At 67.5% G+C, this 21,360-nt stretch carries 21 protein-coding genes; 5 read left to right on the top strand and 16 right to left on the bottom strand.

What is annotated here, in order from left to right; genetic code table 11:
- Positions 1-9 precede the first annotated feature (9 nt).
- Genes ING98_07170 through ING98_07160 form a run of 3 tightly spaced genes read right to left on the bottom strand, consistent with a single transcriptional unit; the run spans position 10 to position 2,299 of the window.
- Positions 10-906, bottom strand: coding sequence for a hypothetical protein (locus tag ING98_07170; protein MCA3101636.1), 897 nt, complete (start codon positions 904-906; stop codon positions 10-12).
- A 7-nt stretch (positions 907-913) separates the two neighbouring features.
- Positions 914-1,909: a homoserine kinase gene (locus ING98_07165; protein MCA3101635.1), complete on the bottom strand. Its 996-nt coding sequence runs from the start codon at positions 1,907-1,909 to the stop codon at positions 914-916.
- Between the two features lie 30 nt (positions 1,910-1,939).
- On the bottom strand, positions 1,940-2,299 hold the full coding sequence (locus ING98_07160; protein MCA3101634.1) for a DUF2782 domain-containing protein: 360 nt from the start codon (positions 2,297-2,299) through the stop codon (positions 1,940-1,942).
- A gap of 280 nt (positions 2,300-2,579) precedes the next feature.
- Here ING98_07160 and ING98_07155 point away from each other — a divergent pair, with 280 nt between their 5' ends.
- Positions 2,580-2,981 carry a hypothetical protein gene (locus ING98_07155; protein MCA3101633.1) on the top strand — a complete coding sequence of 134 codons (402 nt, stop codon included), beginning with the start codon at positions 2,580-2,582 and terminating at the stop codon, positions 2,979-2,981.
- 86 nt (positions 2,982-3,067) lie between these two features.
- On the opposite strand, the gene ING98_07150 is transcribed toward ING98_07155, so the two are convergent.
- Complete coding sequence (locus tag ING98_07150) at positions 3,068-3,790, bottom strand: TIGR00730 family Rossman fold protein (protein MCA3101632.1); 723 nt, start codon at positions 3,788-3,790, stop codon at positions 3,068-3,070.
- Between ING98_07150 and polA the strand changes: the two genes are divergently transcribed.
- Positions 3,690-6,584 carry a DNA polymerase I gene (gene polA / locus ING98_07145; protein ID MCA3101631.1) on the top strand — a complete coding sequence of 965 codons (2,895 nt, stop codon included), beginning with the start codon at positions 3,690-3,692 and terminating at the stop codon, positions 6,582-6,584. The genes ING98_07150 and polA overlap by 101 nt on opposite strands.
- A 36-nt stretch (positions 6,585-6,620) precedes the next feature.
- Here the strand turns inward: polA and ING98_07140 are convergent, their stop codons facing one another.
- The 11 genes from ING98_07140 to ING98_07090 all read right to left on the bottom strand — a co-directional run bounded on the left by ING98_07140 (position 6,621) and on the right by ING98_07090 (position 16,312).
- On the bottom strand, positions 6,621-7,658 hold the full coding sequence (locus tag ING98_07140; protein MCA3101630.1) for an Ldh family oxidoreductase: 1,038 nt from the start codon (positions 7,656-7,658) through the stop codon (positions 6,621-6,623).
- Between the two features lie 38 nt (positions 7,659-7,696).
- Positions 7,697-9,418: an FAD-binding protein gene (locus tag ING98_07135; protein MCA3101629.1), complete on the bottom strand. Its 1,722-nt coding sequence runs from the start codon at positions 9,416-9,418 to the stop codon at positions 7,697-7,699.
- A gap of 32 nt (positions 9,419-9,450) precedes the next feature.
- The gene (locus tag ING98_07130; GenBank protein ID MCA3101628.1) at positions 9,451-10,062 is read right to left on the bottom strand and encodes a fumarate hydratase C-terminal domain-containing protein; all 612 of its coding nucleotides are present in this window, start codon (positions 10,060-10,062) and stop codon (positions 9,451-9,453) included.
- A 34-nt stretch (positions 10,063-10,096) separates the two neighbouring features.
- Positions 10,097-10,972 (bottom strand): fumarate hydratase, encoded by an 876-nt coding sequence (locus ING98_07125; protein ID MCA3101627.1) that lies wholly within the window; start codon positions 10,970-10,972, stop codon positions 10,097-10,099.
- A 63-nt stretch (positions 10,973-11,035) separates the two neighbouring features.
- Positions 11,036-12,022 carry a tripartite tricarboxylate transporter substrate binding protein gene (locus tag ING98_07120; protein ID MCA3101626.1) on the bottom strand — a complete coding sequence of 329 codons (987 nt, stop codon included), beginning with the start codon at positions 12,020-12,022 and terminating at the stop codon, positions 11,036-11,038.
- A gap of 129 nt (positions 12,023-12,151) precedes the next feature.
- Positions 12,152-12,502 carry a succinate dehydrogenase, cytochrome b556 subunit gene (gene sdhC, locus ING98_07115; GenBank protein MCA3101625.1) on the bottom strand — a complete coding sequence of 117 codons (351 nt, stop codon included), beginning with the start codon at positions 12,500-12,502 and terminating at the stop codon, positions 12,152-12,154.
- On the bottom strand, positions 12,499-12,855 hold the full coding sequence (locus ING98_07110) for a succinate dehydrogenase (GenBank protein ID MCA3101624.1): 357 nt from the start codon (positions 12,853-12,855) through the stop codon (positions 12,499-12,501). The genes sdhC and ING98_07110 overlap by 4 nt, the downstream gene beginning before the upstream one ends.
- Complete coding sequence (locus ING98_07105) at positions 12,852-13,616, bottom strand: succinate dehydrogenase/fumarate reductase iron-sulfur subunit (GenBank protein MCA3101623.1); 765 nt, start codon at positions 13,614-13,616, stop codon at positions 12,852-12,854. The genes ING98_07110 and ING98_07105 overlap by 4 nt, the downstream gene beginning before the upstream one ends.
- Positions 13,617-13,646: 30 nt before the next feature.
- On the bottom strand, positions 13,647-14,645 hold the full coding sequence (locus tag ING98_07100; GenBank protein ID MCA3101622.1) for a sulfite oxidase: 999 nt from the start codon (positions 14,643-14,645) through the stop codon (positions 13,647-13,649).
- Positions 14,646-14,817: 172 nt separating this feature from the next.
- Positions 14,818-15,987 (bottom strand): UxaA family hydrolase, encoded by a 1,170-nt coding sequence (locus tag ING98_07095; protein ID MCA3101621.1) that lies wholly within the window; start codon positions 15,985-15,987, stop codon positions 14,818-14,820.
- A 43-nt stretch (positions 15,988-16,030) separates the two neighbouring features.
- Entirely contained in the window at positions 16,031-16,312 is a 282-nt protein-coding gene (locus ING98_07090; protein MCA3101620.1) for a UxaA family hydrolase, read from the bottom strand.
- A gap of 173 nt (positions 16,313-16,485) precedes the next feature.
- On the opposite strand from ING98_07090, the gene ING98_07085 reads away from it, so the two are divergent.
- Positions 16,486-17,358: a GntR family transcriptional regulator gene (locus tag ING98_07085; protein ID MCA3101619.1), complete on the top strand. Its 873-nt coding sequence runs from the start codon at positions 16,486-16,488 to the stop codon at positions 17,356-17,358.
- A 45-nt stretch (positions 17,359-17,403) separates the two neighbouring features.
- Here ING98_07085 and ING98_07080 read toward each other — a convergent pair whose 3' ends face one another.
- Complete coding sequence (locus tag ING98_07080; GenBank protein MCA3101618.1) at positions 17,404-18,294, bottom strand: TauD/TfdA family dioxygenase; 891 nt, start codon at positions 18,292-18,294, stop codon at positions 17,404-17,406.
- Between the two features lie 253 nt (positions 18,295-18,547).
- On the opposite strand from ING98_07080, the gene ING98_07075 reads away from it, so the two are divergent.
- On the top strand, positions 18,548-20,095 hold the full coding sequence (locus tag ING98_07075) for a DUF1800 domain-containing protein (protein ID MCA3101617.1): 1,548 nt from the start codon (positions 18,548-18,550) through the stop codon (positions 20,093-20,095).
- Entirely contained in the window at positions 20,092-21,357 is a 1,266-nt protein-coding gene (locus ING98_07070) for a DUF1501 domain-containing protein (GenBank protein ID MCA3101616.1), read from the top strand. The genes ING98_07075 and ING98_07070 overlap by 4 nt, the downstream gene beginning before the upstream one ends.
- The last annotated feature ends 3 nt before the right edge of the window (positions 21,358-21,360 follow it).

Here is a 21,360-nt window from a genome sequence, read left to right as displayed (position 1 = left end):
GGAGCGACCTCACCCTCCCTCGGGCTTCTGGTCGGGCTCCTCGTCGGGCGTGGCGTCGGGCGTGGCGTCGGGCGCGGCGCCGTCGCGCGGATCGAATACGTCGACATACGACGTGTAGAACGCGATGAACCCGACCGGCGCGATCACGGAAACCACCATCCCCAGGAAGACCATCGCCAGTATCGGTCCGATGCCGGGAACCAGAACCAGCACGCTGACGACGAGACGCACCAGGATCATCCCCAACAGCAGGGAGGCGAAGCACATCATGAAGGCGCGCCAGTTGCGCAGCGCAGCACCCAGGCTGGCCAGCAGCGATGGCAAGGCCTTCTGGCCGTGGAAGAAAACGAGCAGCGGTGCGAACCACGTGGCAAGCAGCAGCGGCACCAGCAGCGAAAGGCCAACCAGGCCGGCGAGCGCCATCGCCCCACTCACCACGGCTGGCGCGCCGGGTGCCGGGGCCGGAGAAGGCCCGCCCCCGGGCCCCATCCCGGCCGCCATTTCCTGCGCCACCTGCGCGCCGCCGATCGCCATCATCAAACCAACGATCATCAGCTGGCCGATCAGGTAGATGCCACCGATCGCGACGAGGTCGCCGATCGACGATCGGAAACCGCCGAAGAAATGCGCCGGCACGACCGGCTCACCGCGGTCAGCCGCCTGCGCGGCCAGCGCAATGCCGACGCTGAACACCGGGAACACCAGGCCGAACACCAGCGGACCGATCACCTTCAGCTGACTGGTGAGTACCATCGCGGCCAGCAGCGCCAGCAGGAAAAGCACCCAGGCGCCGGGATTGCGCCGGTACAGCGCATAAGCGTTGACCAGCCATTGCGCGCCCCTGAGCGCGCGCAGCACGCGCGGGATCGGCATCGGTGCAACCATCCTCGGGTCGTCGGTAGTCATCGGCGGCTCAGGCGCCCGGGAGCGCGATGCGCCCCGGCGATGCGACATGCCAGGACAGCAGGTCGCGGAAATGGGCCGGATCGTGCGCGTGTACCAGTTCTCCCGGCCGCGGCAGGTGGAAATCGAACAGCCGCGACACCCAGAACCGGAGTGCGCCGGCACGAAGCATGGCCGGCCAGACGAGGCGTTCGGTATCGCCGAAAGGACGCACGGCGGCATACCCTTGGAGCAGCGCGGCGGCCGCGTGCGCATCGATGCCTGCGGACGGATCGCCGTAATCGGCCCGGCACCAGTCGTTCACCGCGACCGCGACATCGAACAGCAGTACGTCGGTGCAGGCGAAGTAGAAATCGATGATGCCGCCCACCTCGGCGCTGCCATCCTCGAACAGCACGTTGTCGCGAAACAGGTCGGCATGGATCGGCCCGCGCGGCAGGCGGTCGAAGCGATGGCTCGCCTGGAAGGCGATCTCGTTCTCGAGCATGCGCCAGTCGTCCGGCGGCAGGAAGCCGGCCAGCCTCGGGGCCGTTGCGCTCCACCAGTGCGGGCCGCGCGGATTGGGCATCGTGTGCGGATAGTCGACACCGGCGGCGTGCATCGTGCCGAGCATCCGTCCGAGGGCGTGGCACTGCTGCTCAGACGGCGCGGCGACCGAGCGCCCCGAAAGCCGGGCGACGATGGCGGCCGGCTTGCCGTTGAGTTCGCCGAGCCACCGGCCATCGACATCGGGCATCGGCCGGGGCGTCGGGACGCCACGGTCAGCCAGGTGAGCCATGAGGCCGAGGTAGAACGGCAGTTCGGTCGCGGTGAGCTTCTCGAACAGCGTCAGCACGTAACGCCCGCCAGTCGTGCGCGCATCACGGCCGGCCGCATCGGTCGTCAGGAAGTAGTTCGTGTTCTCGATGCCGCTCTGGATGCCCTCGAGTGCAACCAGCTTGCCGAGCGCATAGCGGAGCAGCCAGGCTGAGGCCTGGTCGGGCGTGACGGTGGTGAATACGGCCATGGTTCCGGGCAGCCTCTCATGCGTCCGGGGCTACCAGCTGCGGATGACCCACATCGGCACCCGCACGCCGCTGTCGTAGGTCGCGGTACGCGCGAAGTTGCCGTCGCCGAAGTAATCGACCAGGTAGTACGGCGTGCCGCCGCCGACCGGCGTGACCCTCATCATGTAGAGCTGTCCGCCCACGCGGAATTCTTCGACCGTCTCTTTGTCGCGACGGATGATACGGATCTCGGGCTCGACGCCCGGGGCCAGCTGCAAGGTGGCCGGCGGCGGCGGAGGAATGTCCGGCAACGGCTCGAGGTTGGACGGGCGCTGCTGGGCGGCTGCCGGGAATGCCACCAGCAGGGCGCCACATGCCGCCAGCAGCAGGGCCGCCAGGACGCCGCGCACGGGCGAAGGTATCTGCGCAGTCGCGGGTAACGGGTCATTCGGATGGCTTTGCATGGCGCGCCTCAGGGGTCTCCAAAGCCTCATTCTAGGCAACCTCGGGCCGCGCCGCCATCGGAAAGCGTTGTGCGTTTGCCGCACCGCTGCGTGCGCTCCTAGGCAAAAAGCTCGGAAAAGCCCTATTCTTCTCTCGTAGCATGAGTACACTTCCGTACAGTCCTCCGTAGCGACGGTACCGGTCGCCCTGCGGAAGACTCACACCCACTCCATGGAGATATCCTGAATGGCTGCCAAGAAGCCCGCCAAGAAAGCCGCTACCAAGGCTGCAAAGAAGGTCGCAAAGAAAGTAGCAAAGAAAGCCGTCAAGAAAGTGGTCGCGAAGAAGGCTGCCAAGAAAGCGGCCCCGAAGAAAGTCGCGAAAAAGAAGGTCGCACGCAAGCCCAACGCTGCGTTCATGGTCGCACTGAAGCCGAGCGCGCTGCTCGCGGCGATCGTCGGCGACAAGCCGTTGTCACGTCCGGACGTCACGAAGAAGATCTGGGCCTACATCAAGAAAAACGGCCTGCAGGACAGCGTCAACCGCCGCAACATCAACGCCGACGCCAAACTCGGCCCGATCTTCGGCGGCAAGAAGCAGGTATCCATGTTCGACCTGACCAAACTGGTCTCGAAACAGCTTTCCTGAGCCTCGCTGCTGGGAAAGACGGGGGGGTCAGGTCTTGAGTTTTGCATCTCCGATGCAAAACTCAAGACCTGACCCCCCCGTCTTTTTCAGAGGTTCAACTGGATCTCGCGTTCCTCGGCTGACGGCGCGAAGCCGCGCGATTCGTAGTGATCGAAGATCGCCGTGGTGATCTTCGAGGGGTCGTCTATCAGCTGGATCAGGTCAACGTCCTCCGGACTGATCATGCCTTCGGCCACCAGTCGCTCTCGGAACCAGTCGATCAGCCCGCTCCAGAACGGCGTGTGGACCAGGATGATCGGCATGCGGCGCGTCTTGCCGGTCTGCACCAGGGTCAGCGCCTCGAACAGTTCGTCCAGCGTGCCGAATCCGCCTGGCAGCACCACGTAGGCGACGGCGAACTTCACGAACGCGACCTTGCGCGCGAAGAAGTGCCGGAAGGTCTGGCTGACGTCCTGGTACGGATTGGCGCTCTGCTCGTGCGGCAGCAGGATGTTCAGGCCAACGCTGGGGCTGCGTCCGAAGTACGCACCCTTGTTCGCGGCTTCCATGATGCCGGGGCCACCGCCCGAGATCACCGCGAAGCCGGCATCGGACAGGTTCCGTGCGATCGTCTCGGCGAGCAGATAGTACGCGCCATCGGGCGGCGTACGCGCGCTGCCGAACAGGCTGACGGCCGGCGCGATGTTGGTCAGGCGTTCGGTCGACTCGATGAACTCTGACATAATCTCGAGCACTCGCCAGGCCTCGCGCGAGGACTCCACCCGCCGGGCAAGTTCGGGCTCCACCGACGGTGTGAGCAGGGCCGGCATCTTTTCCCGCATTGGTCGCTCCTTGAAGACACTGCTGCTGGTCGACGCATCGTCGTACCTCTACCGCGCGTTCCATGCCCTGCCCGACCTGCGCAACAAGGCAGGCGAACCCACCGGCGCCATCTACGGCGTGATCAACATGCTGCGACGATTGCAGCGTGAAGTGCCGGCCGATTATAGGGCGTGCGTGTTCGACGCCAAGGGAAAGACCTTCCGCGACGACTGGTATCCGGAATACAAGGCGACGCGATCGGCGATGCCGGACGACCTCGCGCTGCAGATCGATCCGATCCACGAGGCCATCCGTGCGCTCGGCTGGCCGATCGTGATGATCGAGGGCGTCGAGGCGGACGACGTGATCGGCACGCTGGCCTGCCGCGCGCGCGCGCATGCGATGCGCACCATCGTGTCGACCGGCGACAAGGACCTCGCGCAACTCGTCGACGACTCGACGACGCTGGTCAACACGATGAGCAACGAGACGCTCGATCCCGCGGGGGTTCAGGCGAAGTTCGGCGTTCCGCCGGAGCAGATCGTCGACTACCTCTCGCTGGTCGGCGATACGGTCGACAATGTGCCGGGCGTGGCCAAGGTAGGACCGAAGACCGCCATCAAGTGGCTCGCACAGTACGGCTCGCTCGACGGCGTGGTCGCCAATGCCGACCAGATCGGCGGGGTGGTCGGCGAGAACCTGCGCAAGGCACTCGACTGGCTGCCGATGGGACGGCGGCTGGTGACGGTGAAGCGCGACGTCGATCTGCCGCTCGGCCCAGAAGGGCTGGCACCTGTCGATCCCGACGACGCCAAACTCGCCGAACTGTTCGAACGGTTCGAGTTCAAGAGCTGGCTGGCCGAGGTCAAGGCCGCGCGCCATCCGGAGGCGAACGGCGGCAACCTGAAGGGCTCGGATACCGCTACCGCCGCGCAGCGCCTGCCGGCACGACAGTGGGCGCACGACCCGGCACCGATCCCGCAGGCCGCATCGATCGAGCGGCACTACGAATGCGTCACCACCGACGAGCGGCTGGATGCGTGGATCGCGCGCATCGAAGCCGCGCCGCTGACCGCAGTGGATACCGAGACCACCAGCCTCGAACCGATGAACGCGGAGCTGGTCGGCATCTCGCTGTCGACCGCGCCCGGCGTTGCCTGCTATGTCCCGGTCGGCCACCGCTACCCGGGCGCACCCGACCAGCTCGCCCGCGAGCACGTGCTCGCCCGGCTGCGCCACTGGCTGGAGGGCGACGCCTTCCCGAAGGTCGGCCAGAACCTGAAGTACGACGCGCACATCTTCGCGAACCACGGCGTGCAGCTCGCCGGCATCGCGCACGACACGCTGCTCCAGTCGTACGTGCTCGAGAGCCACCGCCGGCACGACATGGACGACCTCGCGCTGCGCCACCTCGGCGAGACGACGATCACCTACGAGCAGGTGGCCGGCAAGGGCGCGAAGCAGATCGGCTTCGCGGAAGTGTCGATCGAACGCGCGACCGAGTACGCGGCGGAGGACGCCGACATCACGCTGCGGCTGCACCATGTGCTCTATCCCCAGGTGGCCGCGATCGAACCGATCGACCGGCTGTACCGCGAGATCGAGATCCCGGTCGCGCGCGTTCTGCAGACGGTGGAGCGCACCGGGGTGCTGGTCGACGTGCAACTGCTCAATCGCCAGAGCAACGAACTCGGCATCAAGCTGCTCGACGTGGAGCGGCGCGCGCACGAAGCTGCGGGACAGCCCTTCAACCTCAACTCGCCGAAGCAGATCCAGGAGATCCTGTTCGGCAAGCTGGGCATGCCGGTGATACGCAAGACCGCCGGGGGCACGCCCTCGACCGACGAGGACGTGCTGACCGAACTCGCGCTCGACTATCCGCTGCCCAAGCTGCTGCTGGAGCATCGGTCGCTGTCCAAGCTCAAGTCGACTTATACCGACAAGTTGCCGAGGATGGTCAATGCGCGCACCGGACGCGTGCACACCAACTACGCGCAGGCGGTGGCCGTCACCGGGCGCCTGTCTTCGAACGAACCCAACCTGCAGAACATCCCCGTGCGCACCGCCGAGGGACGGCGCATCCGCGAGGCGTTCGTCGCGCCGCCGGGCAGCGTGATCGTGTCGGCCGACTATTCGCAGATCGAGCTGCGCATCATGGCCCACCTGTCCGGCGACAAGGGCCTGCTGGACGCTTTCGCCGCGGGCGAGGACATCCACCGCGCGACGGCTGCCGAGATCTTCGCGACCGCGCCCGCCGAGGTCAGCAGCGAGCAGCGCCGCTATGCCAAGGTGATCAACTTCGGGCTCATCTACGGCATGTCGGCGTTCGGGCTGGCGGCGCAGCTCGGCATCGAACGTTCCGCCGCACAGCAGTACATCGACCGCTATTTCATGCGCTATCCCGGCGTCGCCGACTACATGCGCCGTACCCGGGAAGCCGCGCACCAGGCCGGCTTCGTCGAGACCGTGTTCGGCCGCCGCCTTTACCTGCCGGACATCCAGAGCTCGAACCAGGGCCGCCGGCAGGGCGCCGAACGCGCGGCGATCAACGCGCCGATGCAGGGCACGGCCGCCGACCTGATCAAGCTCGCGATGATCGCCGTCGACCGCCACCTGCGAGAAGCGAAGATGGCGAGCCGCATCATCATGCAGGTGCACGACGAACTGGTCCTCGAAGTGCCCGACCCGGAACGGCCTGCCATTGCCGAGGCTCTGCCCCGGCTGATGAACGGCGTGGCCACCCTTGCGGTGCCGCTGCTGGTCGAAGTCGGCACCGGCCCCAACTGGGAAACGGCGCACTGAGCGTGCGTTGAATCTGGCGGCAGGTGCGCTGCCGTGCTACCAGGGCACGGGGACGCGGTACTTGCTTGCAAGGGTCGCGAGGTCATGGCGCACCCCGGCAGGCAGCGCGATGCCTGCACGCGCCTGCTCCGCCCGCCGCGACTCGCCGCGCTCGCCTGGCAGCAGCACCGCTGAAGCGCCACTCGGCGGCAGCGCGTGGATGGCGGCGGCCAGGGCCTCGATCTCGCTTCGATAGACCGTGGGATCGACGATGCGGTCGATGTCGAGCGCCATCACGAAGGCATTCTGCACGTGCGGGTACTTCGCGCCACCTGTCGCCAGTGCCGGCGCCAGGATCGGGTTGGCGGTGAGCAGGCTCGCGACCACCTCGAACATCAGCGCGAGCCCCGAGCCTTTCGCGCCACCGACTGGCAGGGGCACCTTCGCCAGCGCAGGATCGGTCGTCGGATGGCCGTTCGCATCGAGCGCCCAGTCGGCCGGAATCGGCTCGCCCTTCACTCTGGCCTGCCGCAGCTTGCCCATCGCCACGACCGCAGAGGCCATGTCGAACACGACTGGCGCGTGACCCGCGCCGCGTGGAGCGGCGATCGAAAGCGGCGCGGTACCCAGGGCTGCTCGGCCGGCGCCGTGGTAGGCCATCAGCGGCACCGAAGCGGCCGCCGCCACGCCCAGCATCCCCGCCCGCGCGATGCGTTCGGTATGGAATCCGACCGCGCCGGTATGCGTGGTCGCGCGCAGCAGCGCGACCGATGAACCGGCGCTGCGTGCACGGTCGATCACCGCATCGACTGCATGGCGCATGCCGAGCGCACCGGCGCAGCGGTCGCCCTCGATCACCTGCAGGGCCGGCAGGTCGACGAGCACCCGGATCGAGGGCGTTGCATTCATCTCGCCGCTGGCCAGCCAGCCGGCATACTGCGGCAGCCGCGACACCCCATGCGAATGCACACCGCGCAGGTCTGCCCACACGAGCAGATCGGCGACGCAGGCGGCATCGTCCGTGGGCATTCCCGCCGATGCCAGTAACACGACGGCGAAGCGATGCACAGCGTTGTACGCGACCGGTAGCGCCATGGCAGCCCCCCCTTGCGACCGTTCAGCCGTTCGACCGTTCAGCCGACCAACGACTGTCCTGGCTTCACCCGACTGAACACCACCGGCCGCGTGCCGTAGTCGAACCGGCCACCGTCGATGCGCACCGTGGTGTAGCGCGAGTTCTCGAGGTCGCGCACGTCCGGATGGTCGTTCCGGAAATGTGCACCACGCGAATCTTCGCGTTGCTCGGCAGCGCCACGGATCGCCTGGCTGACCAGCACGAGGTTCTTGAGATTGATCCAGTCGTGCCAGGTGAGGTTGAATGCGCGCTGGCCATCGGCAACACCGGTCGTATCGAGCCGGGCGTCGAGTTCCTCGAGCACGCCGCTTGCGCGCGCCAGACTGGCTGCGTCCCGGAAGATGCCGACGTCATCCCACATGAGGTCGTGCAGCCGGGTACGGATATCGGACAGGCCGGTCGCCGGGCCCTTGCTGCCTGCGCCGAATGGCCGGGTAACGCGCGCTGCACCCGCTTCGATCGCGCCTTCGTCCGGCTCGTGGAACACGCCGTTGCCGGCTATCCAGGCACCCATGGTGTCGCCGGCAATGCCGCCATACACGGTGGAGTTGGCGACACCGTTGCCGCCGAGCCGGTTCGCGCCATGTACGCCGCCCGTGTCTTCGCCCGCTGCGAACAGGCCGGGCAGATCGGTCGAGCAGTCGGTGCGGAACACCACGCCACCCATCATGTAGTGCGCGGTTGGAACGACCTCGACCAGCCCCGACACCAGGTCGAAGCCGCAGTCGGCGCAGCGCTCGACCATGCCGGGGAATTCCTTCTTCACCATCGCCGGGTCGAGGTGGCGCATCGTGATGTACACCCCGCCGTTCGGACCGACGTTGCCCTTGAGCATCTGGTCGTACATGCCGCGGCTGACGATATCGCGCGTCGCACGCTCGTTGCGCGGATCGTACTGACCCATGAAGCGTTCGCCCTGCCCGTTGAGCAGGTAGCCGCCGACCCCACGCAACCCTTCTTCGATGATGGTGCCGGTGATACGGGTGCCTGCCCCGGCCACCAGACCGGTCGGGTGGAACTGCACCATCTCCATGTCGCGCAGCGTCAGACCGGCGCGCAGCGCCATCGCCATGCCGTCGCAGCTCTTGTCGCCGGAAGGCGTGTGGTACTTGTACATCGTCGGCCCGCCGCCGGTGGCGAGCAGTACCGCCTGCGCCTGCACGAATACCAGTTCGCCGCTGCGGATGTCGATCATCAGCACCCCGGCGATCGCGTCGCCGCGCCGGTTGCGGATGATCTCGATCGCCCGGTGCTCCTCGAGCCGCTTTATGCCTCGCGCCCAGGTCTGCTCGGCCAGCCGGTTGATGATCTCGATGCCGGTCAGGTCGCCCTTGTGCACGGTACGATCGAAGGTCTGCCCGGCAAACGCCTTCTGGTGCACGGTGCCATCGGGGTTGCGGTCGAAGAAGCAGCCGAGCTCGTTCTCGAGCTCGTGGATACGCTCGATCGCGACCTCGACCAGTTGCCAGGCGAGGTCCTGATCGGGAAGCCACTTGCCACCTTCGATCGTATCCATGAAGTGCCGCTCGACGGAGTCTTCCTTCGCCAGCGCGACGTTGTAGCCGCCCTGGACCATGCGGGTGCAGCCACTCTTGCCGAGCAGCCCCTTCACAGCGACGGTGATGTCGGCCTTCGGGTTCTTCTTGTGCGCGTGCAGCGCCGCGAACAGCCCGGCTCCGCCGGAGCCCAGGATCAGGATATCGGTCTTGATGCGTCGCATGTCTTGCCAGCCTGCCTTGTCAGCCCGTCTGTTCAGCTCTTCACGCCGAGCGCCGCCAGTACGGCGGCGCGCCGGTCGCGCGCCTGCGCGTTCACTTCGGTGTAGAGGCTCGACCCGTGGCTGTCCATGCTGACCAGCAGCGGTCCGAAACCCTGTATGCGGAACTTCCACAGTGACTCGGGGTTGAGGTCGTGCAGGTCGACATCCTCGATCTGTTCGATCCAGGTGGTCTCGAGCGCGGCCGCTCCGCCGATCACAGCGAGATATACCCCACCCAGGTCACGGAAGGCATCCAGCGAACCCTGCCGAAGCCCTCCCTTGCCGATGATGATACGCACGCCGTACTGCTCCATCAGCGGCCGGCTGAAGCGCTCCATCCGGTCAGACGTGGTGGTACCCACGCACACCGGCTCGTAGCCGACCGGGGCCGCTGCGGTCTCGCCGACCCAGCGAACGTTCGGCGCGGTGTGCACCACCGCGTGGCCGCGCAGGTCGAACTTCGTCTTGCGGCCGCGGTCGAACATGTGGATCTGCGTCGCGTCGCGGATGCCGTAGAGCGTGTCGTGCAGGGTGACCGTATCGTTGACCCTCAGCGCACGCACCTGCGCCTCGGTCACCGGCATGTGGAAATCGTAGTGCGCCATCTGGTGTCCTTGGTCGATGCGGCGGGCGCGCGCGTCAGAAGCCGTACGCCAGCCCGGTCGGCGTCCAGGTCGCGCGCGCGCGGCGCGCGGAATGGCACTGCATGTTGACCGCCACCGGGTTCATCGTGATGTGGGTCGCGGCGAGCTCGATATGCACCGCGAACGAGGTCGCATCGCCCCCCAGCCCCTGTGGGCCGACGCCCAGCTGGTTCACCGCTGCGGTCAACTGCTCTTCCAGCTTCGCGCCTTCCGCATCGCTGCAACGGGTGCCAAGCGCACGCGTCGCGGCCACCTTGGACAGGTGCACGCACAGGTCGCCGGTGCCGCCGACACCGACGCCGACGATGGTCGGCGGACAGGTCTTGCCGCCGGCATTGAGCACGCAATCGATCACGAATGTCTTGATCGCGTCAATGCCGTCGGCCGGGATGGCCATGTGCAGGAAGGTGTTGTTCTCGGAACCGCTGCCCTTCGGGATCATCTCGATCGACAGCCGGTCGCTCGCATCGACGAAGTCGATGTTGATCACCGGCACCAGCGGTCCGCAAGAGGTCTGTTCGTTCTTCCGGGTCACCGGATGCACGACCGAGGAGCGCAGCGGATACTCGGTGGTGGCCCGTTCGCAGCCCTTGCGGATCGCCTGCTTCAGCGCGAACCCGTCGAGTTGCACGTTGCGCCCGATCTCGACGTTGTAGATCGGCAGGCCGGTGTCCTGACACAGCAGGTTGTCGGTGGATTCGGCGACGGTGATGTTGCGGATCATCGTCGCCAGCACCGACTGCCCGGTGGCGTTCGTCTCGCGCTTCACCAGACCGGTGAAGCCTTCCTTGATGTCCGGCGGAAGCACCTTGAGCGCCCGGATGTACAGCTCCTTGGCGGCGTCTTCCACCTGCTTGAGGTCGATCTGCATGCAGTTCCCGTACGCGCGTCGGTACGCGATGAGCCAGTACCCGGAGAGTCAGTGACCGGCGAATCAGTTCGCGGTGATCTTCCGCTCGCGGATGATCCGGCCCCAGCGGGTGATCTCCGAACCGATGTACTTGTTGAACTCCTCGGGACTGTTGCCGACAGCTTCCATCCCCAGGCCCATGACACGGTCGCGGAAGGCCGTGCCTGCCGTGACCTTCGCGATGTCACCCGCCATCCGGTTGACCAGTGGCGCAGGCGTGCCGGCCACCACCGCGACACCGAACCAGCCGAGATTCTCGAAGCCGGTGATGCCGGCTTCAGACACCGTCGGCACGTCGGGTAGCGACGGCGAGCGCTTCGGACCGGTGACCGCAAGCGCACGCAGCTTGCGATCACGGAGGAAGTTTATCGCCGCGCCGAGGTTCGGTGCCGCCCAGTCGATCTGACCGCCGATCAGGTCGGTGATCGCGACCACCTCACCCTTGTAGGGAACGTGAACGGAGTCCATCTTCGCGAAGAACTCGAAGCTCTCCGCCGCGAGGTGCACCTGACTGCCGATGCCGGCCGATCCGTAGCTCAGCTTGCCGGGAGCTGCGCGTACAGCGTTGACCAGGTCCATCAGTGTGTTGAACTTCGAGTTCGGCCCGACCGCGATCACCATCGGACCGCTCGCCACCAGCGACACGCCGATCAGGTCACGGCCCGGGTCATGGCTCATCTTGCGGTACATGTGCTGGTTGGCCGACAGCACGCTGCCAGATGCGAACAGCTGGGTATAGCCATCCGGGTTCGAACGGGCGACGATCTCGCTGGCGATCGTGCCACCGGCGCCGGCGCGGTTCTCGACCAGCACGCTCTGGCCCCAGCGCTCGTTCAGCCCCTGCGACAGCAGGCGCGCGACGACGTCGGTTGCGCCACCGGCCACGAACGGCACGACCATGCGTACCGGCTTCACGGGAAAAGCCGGTGCCTGCGCCAGCGCCACGGTTGCACTGCCCAGCGCCATGGTCGCAGTCGCCGCTGCGACAATCTTCATTGTCAGTCGTTTCATCCTGTCCTCCTGGGGCACTTGCCGTTTCGGGGTCTTCCGCGCGCGAGATGATGACGCGTGTGCGGCCAAACCGCCAGCATCACGCGATCTCGGGCATATCCTCGGCACCCGCTCAGCCCTTTGCCCCCTTCAGCCCACGTTCAGGGCGAACAGCAGGCCGGCCCCGACGCTGACCGCCACCGACACCGCGAACAGCGATTTCTGCCAGTCGCGCCAAGGCAGGAACTCGAGTGCCAGCAGGCGCAGGCCACCGGCGAGGTGCGCAGCCAATGCGAGGACGAGTCCGAACTCGGCGACCTTCACCACCGGATTCGCCGTCCATTCGATGAAGCCGCCCAGCGCCGCTTCGCCGGAAAGCGCCTGTCCGAGCGCCCAGAAATGCAGCGGAATGAAGGCCGCCAGAAGCAGGCCGGACACCCGATGCACGATGAACGCCCACCAGGCGGGATGGTTGCGGTTGCGCCAGGCCTTGCCGCTCATGACAGGCCCGCCCCAGGCGCGTAGACCGCCCATACGGCCCTCAGGCCGAACAGCAGGAAGAACACGCCCACCGCCAGCATGGCAGCCTCCAGGCCGCGCCCGCGCCAGGAAAACGTCTCGGCCAGGATGTTGCGCAGCCCGATCGGCACATGGACCGCGACGCTGACCACGAACAGAGCATAGAACAGCATCCAGGGCGTGTTGCCTCGGGTGCGCGACAGGATCTCGCCGGCGGACAGGCCGCTGCGCACCGCGTAGATCATCGTCGCGAGGTGGACCAGCACGAAAAAACCGAGCAGCGCGGCCGATGCCCGCTGCAGAAACCACAACCAGGCCTGCGCGCGTGCGTTCAAAGCTCCCCCTTCAGCAGCGCCCGTGTGGTTACGCGCTTGAGCCCGGCGATCGCGGCGGTCAGCGGCAGGTGCTTGGGGCAACGTTCGGTGCAGGTCATGTGGGTGTGGCAGGCATGGCATCCGGCATCGCCGGCTACCGCCGCGAGACGCTCGCGCCGGGCTTCGTCGCGGGTGTCGTTGACCAGCGTCCAGGCCCGGTTCATCGCGGCCGGCCCGAGGTAGTCGGGCTTCCATTCGACGACATCGCAGGACGAATAGCACACGCCGCAGCCGATGCATTCGATGCCGATGTCGACCTGCTGCCGCTCCTTCGACAGCGGCGACACGACCGCGAACGCGTCCTTGCGCGTGAGGCTGCCGGTGAACTGGCCCTTGGCGCGCGCCCACTTGTCGAAGAACACGCTCATGTCGGTGGCCAGGTCACGGATCACCGGCAGGTTGCGCAGCGGCGCGATTTCGAGCGTGCCGTCCTGCGAAACCTTGTCGACATGGGTGCGGCAGGTCCAGCGCGCCTCGCCGTTGACCACCATCGCGCACGACCCGCACACGCCGACGCGGCAGGCGAAGCGGTAGGTCAGCGTCGGGTCGAGGTGACGCTGGATGTGCGTCACCACGTCGAGCACCGTCTGGCTCGGCGCGCGCGGCACTTCGAACACCTCGAACCGGCCCTCGCCGGAGGCGACGCCACCCGCGCCGCTGCTCCGCCATACCGAGACCCTGATCGTGCTGCCTGTGTTCGCTGAAGGAGTCGCCTGGTCCATCGCCGAGCTTCCTGGGTTACGTGAGTGGGCCTAGCGTACCGTGACCTGCACCGACTGCGCCGCATTGTTGCCCATGCCCGACGTGTTCCAGTCGGGCTGCAGCGGCTGCACCGAACCGTCAGCCGCATGCGCCCTGCATTGCAGCACGTGCTCGCCCGCCGTCGCTTCCCAGGTGCACGTCCATCCGCGCCAGGCGTAGCGGTGCTCCCCTGCGGGTGCCAGCCGGGCATCGCGCCACTGGCCGTCGACCGCGAACTCCACACGGGTCACCGGTGTGCCGCCACCCGCCCATGCGCGGCCACCCACTTCGACCGGGCCCGCCTCGACCAGCCGGCGCCGTGTGTACCAGTCGGGGATGCCCGGCGGCACCATCAGCGAACGCACGCGCAGGGTGGTCACCGGCACGCCCGGATCGCCGGCCGACTTCCGGTAGTGGTAGCCGACGGCCTGCTGGAAGCCGTCGAACGGGCGGTCGAGTACCTCGATGCGCGACAGCCACTTGACGCTGGCCATGCCATACCAGCCGGGCACGAGCAGTCGGCAAGGATGGCCATGCTGCGGCAGCAGCGGCAGGCCGTTCATCGCATGCACGACCAGCACGTCGTCGGACATCGCCTGTTCGAGCTTCAGGCTGCGTCCGTAATGATGTTCGATGCCACGGTCGAAGCCGCGGTCGAGCCCGAGGAAGGCCACCTCGCGCGCCAGCGGGGTCGGACCCGCCTGCTCGAGCAGGTAGCGCAACGGCGTGCCGGTCCACTCGGCGGTGCCGACCGCTTCGCCGATCCACGGCATGCTCGGATAGCGTGGGTTCATCCCGGCCCGGCCATTGCCCGCGCATTCCAGCGTCACCCGCAGCGTGCGCGCCGGCATCTGCTTCAGGTCAGCGAGGGAAAGGGAGAACTCGGTCTGTACGTGCCCGCCCAGGGCCAGCCGCCAGGCCTGCGCATCGACGTCGGGGATATCGAAGTGCGACAGCAGGTAATGCAAACCCTGCGGCGTCACGTCGTGGCGCAGCGCCTCGAGCGGCATGCCGGGATTACGGTTGGCAAGGGCGACTTCCTCGCGGGCGAAATCGCCCTCGACATGCGCTCGCGCGTCCGCGCCGGCAAACGGATTGCCGGGAACGTCCGGCAATCCGGCCGGACCACTGCCAGGCCTGCCGCCCGCGAGAGGGTCCGCGGGCGGCACCGCCGCGCCCAAATCAGGCGCTCTCGAACAGCCGGGTCAGCACGAACTCGCGGTGACCCAGCGCCTCGGCGGCGGTCAGCCGTCCGTTCGCGGTGCGGAACATGCACTCGAGCAAGGCATCGCCAGCCTGGTCGGGGTTCATCTCCTTGCGAAGAAGGCCGGACACGTCGACGTCGACATGCTCGCCCATCGTGCGCACGGTCTTCGGGTTCGCGCAGATCTTGATGACCGGCAGGATCGGGTTGCCGATCACGTTGCCCTGCCCGGTCGGGAAGAAATGCACGGTGTAGCCCGAGGCGGCGCACAGCGTGACCATCTCGGCCGCAGCCGAAGACGAATCCATGAACCACAGGCCCGGATGGGTCGGCGCTTCAGCCTTGTCGATCACGCCGTCGACCAGGCACTTGCGGCCGATCTTCTGGATGTTGCCCAACGCCTTTTCCTCGATGGTGGTCAGGCCACCTGCGATGTTGCCCTTGGTCGGCTGCGACTCGGACAGGTCGTCGGTCTTCCAGCGGTTGATCATGTCCTGGTAGCGGTTGAACATGAACATGAACTTCTCGCGCACTTCCGGCGTGCGGCAGCGTTCGGCCACCAGCATCTCGCCACCGGTGATCTCGGAGGTCTCGCCGAACACCAGCGTGGTGCCGTGCGGGTAGAGCTTGTCGAATGCGTTGCCGACCGTCGGGTTCGCGCCACAGCCCGAGGTGGTATCGGACTCGCCGCACTTGGTCGACACCCAGAGGTCGCTCAGCGGCCGCTCTTCGCGTCGCTTTTCAGATGCCCACTGCACGTACTCGCGCGCGACCTTCGACGCACGATGGATGGTCTCGTGGTCGCCATGGCCTTCGATGCCGAAACCGGTCACCGGCTTGCCGGTGGCGGCGATGCCGTCGACGATGCGCTTGGTCCAGCCATCCTCGATGCCGATCACCACCACGGCCGCGACGTTCGGGTTCGACCCGGTGCCGATCAGCGTGCGGAAGTGAAGGTCGAGGTCGGCGCCGAACTGCAGGCGTCCGTATGGATGCGGCAGCGCCATCGCGCCCTTGATGTTGTGAGCGACCGCTTCGGCCGCGGCGTTCGACAGATCGTCGACCGGAAGGATGATCACGTGGTTGCGAACGCCGATGCGGCCGTTCTCACGCTTGAAGCCCCAGAAGGTGGCCTTGCTCAGATCCATGTCGGAATTCCTCTAATCGGGTGGGGTCGGCTACCAGCTTTGGCTACCAGCGCTTGGTCTTGATGTTGTGCACATGGGCATGCTCGCCACGCGCGATCGGCGCGACCACCTTGCCGATATCCACGCCGTACTTGATCACGGTGTCGCCCGGCTTGTAGTCGGTCAGCGAAACCTTGTGCCCGATCGGGATGTCGCTCTTCGCGACCACCTTGATCTCGGTGTCCTGTTCCATGATCCAGCCGGTCAGCTCGGCTCCGGACTTGACGCCTTCGACGACCACGACACCGACGCCGTCACCGTCTTCGTGCACCACGAAGTGAATCATCGTTCCTCCTGGGGGATTTCAGGGTCGACCCGGGCATCGGCCGGCCGCGATCGGCCGTCGGCGACAGGGGCCGGAAGGACGAGGATCATATTGAACCGTCGGCAGCGAGTCAAACAACTCATCTATATGAATCCGTTCCAAACGGCATGCGCCTGGAATAGACTCGCAATGCCATGAGCAACGAACGCCAGACTTCCGCCGCGGTGCGCCGCGCGCCCCCGGCACGAGCGGTCGCCACGCCGGGCGACGGATCCGCCATCGCATCCGCGCTGCCGGCCGGCGGCGCGTCGGGCATCCCGCTCTACCGCGAACTGCAGCGACGGCTGACGCGCGCGCTGTCCGAGGGCACCTGGAAGCCGGGCGAGGCGCTGCCGTCGGAGTCACGGCTGGCGCAGCAGTACGGCGTGTCGATCGGGACAGTGCGCAAGGCGATCGACGAACTGGTATCGGGCCGGATCCTCGTCAGGCAGCAGGGCCGCGGCACTTTCGTGGCCACGCATACGGCAGACCGCCTGCTGTTCCATTTCTTCCATGTCGTGCCGCGCGCCGAAGGCACCGGTCGCCCGCCCGGCACGGCGCGCGAGATGCCGCGTCCGGTCCTGCGCAGCTTCCGCCGGGCCGCCGCGAGCACCACCGTCGCCCGGGAACTCGGCATCGAGAGCGGAGCACCGGTGCTGCGCATCGACAACCTGCTGCTGCTCGGCGGGCGGGCGGTCATCGTCGACGAGATATCGATCTCCGCGCCGCTGTTCCCCGACCTCGACCGGCAACGCTTCGAAGGACGTCCCGGCACGATCTACGGCCTGTACCAGGCCGACTACGGCATCAATGTCGTGCGCAGCACCGAGCGGCTGTCGGCCGTCGCATGCCCGACCGCGATCGCGAAGGTGCTCGACCTGCGCGCCGGGCAGCCGGTGCTGAACATCCGCAGGATCGCCTATACCTACGCCGACCGTCCGGTGGAATCGCGCGTGTCATGGGTCGACACGCGCGAGCATGAATACCTGTCCGACCTCTGGAAGAGCGACCCCGACCACGACCGCTGAACGCGCACGGGACTGCCCCTCGCCCCGGTACGCGGCACCGGTCGCCTACAGCGCGTCTTCCGTCTCGACCACGACACGGCGCAGCTTGCGCGCCTCGCCGGCGTCGAAATCGGTGCGCGCATGGTTCACGCAGCGGTTGTCCCAGATCACGACGTCGCCCGGGGTCCACCGGTGCGCGTAGACGAACTGCGGCTGCTCCTGATGGTCGAACAACCATTCAAGCAGCTCGGCACTTTCGGCGCGTGCCATGCCGACGATATAGGCAGTCATCAGTCGGTTCACGTAAAGCGCCTTGCGGCCGGTCGCGGGGTGCGTGATCACCATCGGGTGGGCGGCGGTCAGTGCGTTGGCCGACGGCTCGATCCGCGTCAGCATGACCGCATTCTGCGAGTAGTAGCCAGGCTCGTAGGCATGCACCGCCTGCAGGCCCTCGATTCGCCGCTTCACGTCCTCGGGCAACGCATCGTATGCCTTGTACTGGTTCGCGAAGCAGGTGTCGCCGCCTTTCGACGGAATGTCGATCCCGTAGAGCATGGTGCACAGGCAGGGATGTTCGACGTAGCAGCGGTCGGAGTGGAAGTACATCTCGCCGTCGGGCAGTGCGCCGACGAACTTGCCGTCTTCCTTTTCGTTGGTGACGTACATGACCGCGGGGTGGCTCTTCTGCAGCGACGCGTATCTTCCGAGGGTGGCGGCGAGCGTTCCGAAGCATTCGCCGAATCGCACCTGCTGCTCCTCTTCGAGCGACTGCCCCGGCACCAGCAGCACGCAGTTCTCGTAGAGCAGCTGGCGCACCGCGCGCAACGCCTCGCGCGGCATCGGCTTCGACAGGTCGAGGCCCCGGACTTCCGCCCCCAGAGCCGGCGACAGAGGACGCATGCTGAAGCCGGGGTAGGACTGCAGGACTTCTGCGGCGGGCGTCGAGGCGGTATCCATCGCGGTTCTCCGAGCGCGGTTGAAGAAGTCGGCCAGCAGGCCGAAGAAGCATTGTAGCGCCCGGCTGCGATCCGTAACGACTGAAACACCTGCTCACAAATCGATCGGGCGCCAGCGGCGGAAACGGGCGTATCCGTGCGTAAACTGCCCTACCGTTCGATGCCGGAGACTCCGGATCCACCCGATGCCCTTGACGTCAACCGCCCAGCCCGGAACAACCACGCGCGCGCCATCCTTCTTCGGACGGTCGTGTATGGCCCTGCTGATGCTGCTGGGCCTGCCGGGCCTGCCGGACGCGACCCGACTGGCAAGCGCTGCAGCACCGCCCGCCCCCGCGCTGACCGAGCAGCAAGCGATCTGGCGCGCGGCTTCGCGCCTGGGCTACTGGCCGTCGGAGCAGCAGGTCGCGGTCATGCGGGCGCATCCCGGCGGCCCGCGCGGCTGGGCGCTGGACGAAGTCGACCGCGCGTTCGAGGCGAGCCTGCAACCGGCCCGCATACCCGAGCAGCTGTCGCAGGTGACCGCGCCCTTGCCCGACGTGTTCGCAGAGGTACGGCGCGAGCGCGAGGCGCGGCAGCGCGCGAACAATGCAGCGGCCGCAGGCGCCGCCGAAGCGGGCAGGCCGTTTGCTGCGGCACCGCCTGCGCCACAGACACCGGCTGCGTCACGGGAACCGGCTGCACAGCCGCCGTCGTTCGTGCGCACCAGCGCACAACAGGCTGCCGCGTGGCGGATACTGAGCTGCTCCGATCCGGCGGTCGAGAATCCCCTGCTGTCGCGATTGACCGAGTTCTGGTTCAACCACCTGAACGTGTTCGTCGGACGGGCTACCGTGCGTCCGTTCACCGGCCATTACGCGGTCCACGCGATACGTCCGAACGTGCTCGGCCGCTTCGAGGATCTGCTGCTGGCGAGCGCGCGCCATCCCGCGATGCTGTTCTACCTCGACCAGAACCAGAACGTGGCCGACGGTACGCCAGGGCCGCGTGGCACCGTGCGCGGGTTGAACGAGAACTACGCGCGCGAACTGTTGGAGCTGCACACACTCGGGGTCGATGGTGGCTACACCCAGCAGGACGTACGCGAACTGGCGCGCGTGCTCACCGGCTGGACCGTCGATCCGGGCGCGCCCTCCGGTTTCCGCTTCGCACCCCGCCTGCACGACGGCGGCGAGAAGACGGTGCTCGGCCGGCGCTTCGGCGGCCCGGGTTCCGCCCAGGGCGAGCGCGAAGGCGTCGAGGCGATCGCACTGCTCGCATCGCGCCCGGCCACCGCGCGCAGGATCGCGCTGCGCCTGGCCCGGTTCTTCGTGGCAGACGAGCCGCCGCGCGCGCTGGTCGACCGGCTGGCCGCGGCCTACCTGGCGGGCAACGGTGACCTGCGGGGGGTGATGCGCCAGCTGGTGGCATCGCCCGAGTTCTGGGACCCCGCGAACGAACTGTTCAAGACGCCTTACGATTTTGCCTGCTCCGCACTGGGCGCATCTGCCCGGACCGCCGCAGCCGGCAATGCCGCAGCCGCGCCCGCCATCGGGCTCGCGCTCGGCTTCCTCGCAGCCGCCGGCCAGCCAGTGAATGGATGGCAGACGCCGGACGGCTACGGCACCGACGCCGCGACCTGGCTGTCACCGGAGTCGCTCACGCGCCGCGCCGATCTTGCCGCCGCCCTGGCACGCGGTATGGGCGAACCGGAGCAGTTGCTCGGCTTCTACGACGAACGCACGCGCGAGCGCATCCGGAAGGTACCGGCCGCGTCGCGGGCCGCGCTGGCGCTGGCCGCACCCGATTTCATGCGCAAATGAACGCGACCGACGACACGCTGGTTGCCGACGGTCACGCACCTGATCGCCGACGGCTGCTCGGCGGGCTGCTCGCCGGCGCAGGTCTCGCCGCCGCACCCCGGGCATTCGCGCAGACGGCACCGGCGCTGGAGCGTGGCCGGCTGGTCGTCGTGTTCCTGCGCGGCGCATACGACGGGTTGTCCGCACTGGTGCCATGGTCCGACCCGGATTACGCGAAACTGCGTCCGACCATCGCAGTCGCGGCGCCCGACGGCACCGCGTCGACCGCGATCGAGCTGGACCGGCGCTTCGCGCTGCACCCTGCGCTGGCGCCACTGCTGCCGATGTGGAACGACGGATCACTGGCGGTAATCCCGGCCGCCGGATCGCCGAACCGGACACGTTCGCATTTCGAAGCCCAGTACCACTGGGAGACCGGCCTGCCTGGCCAGTCGAGCGGCTCGCCCGGCTGGCTCAACCGGCTGGCGGCGATCGATCCGGCGCGCTCGGGGGCACCGCGGCTGATCGGCGTTGGTGAAGCCAACCCGCATATCCTGTCCGGACCGATGCGGGCACGCCTGATCCCGCGCGGACAGGCCGCGGCGCGCGCCGGCGTGATCGGCAACGACGGTACGCGCGACGCGCTGCTCGACCTGTACTCCGGCGACGACCGGCTATCGCGCGCGTTCCGCCAGGGCGTCGAGAGCCGCCTGATGACGTCGAAGGAACTCGCGACCGAGATGGCTGCCGCCGACAACGGGGCGGCCAGCCCGGCAGGCCTTGCCCGTGACGCGCAGCAGCTGGCTGCGCTGATGCGCGCCGATGCCGCACTGCGCATCGGCTTCCTGTCCGCCGGTGGCTGGGACACCCATGTGAACCAGGGCGCCGCCACCGGACTGCTGGCGACGCGTCTTGCCAATCTCGCGACTGCGCTGGTCCAGCTGCGGAACAACTTCGACCGTCCGGGCGACCTGGTGCTGGTGTTCAGCGAGTTCGGCCGCACCAGCGCCGAGAACGGCTCGCGCGGAACCGACCATGGCCGCGGCAATGCGCTGTGGATGATCGGGCGCGAGGTGGCCGGCGGGCGGGTGCACGGCCAGTGGGAAGGGCTGGCACCGGGGAGCCTGAACGAGGGTCGGGACCTGCCCGTCCTGCACGACTTCCGGGCAGTGATTGCACAACCGCTCGCGCGCATCTTCCGGCTGCCGGAGAACAGGCTCGCCGATCTGTTCCCCGGCGCTGCCTGGGATGCCTCGCTCGACGGGATTGTCCGCCGCGGCTGAGCG

Source organism: Rhodocyclaceae bacterium (assembly GCA_020248265.1).
Taxonomy (GTDB): Bacteria; Pseudomonadota; Gammaproteobacteria; order Burkholderiales; family CAIKXV01; genus CAIKXV01.
This window is presented reverse-complemented; position numbering and strand designations above follow the sequence as displayed.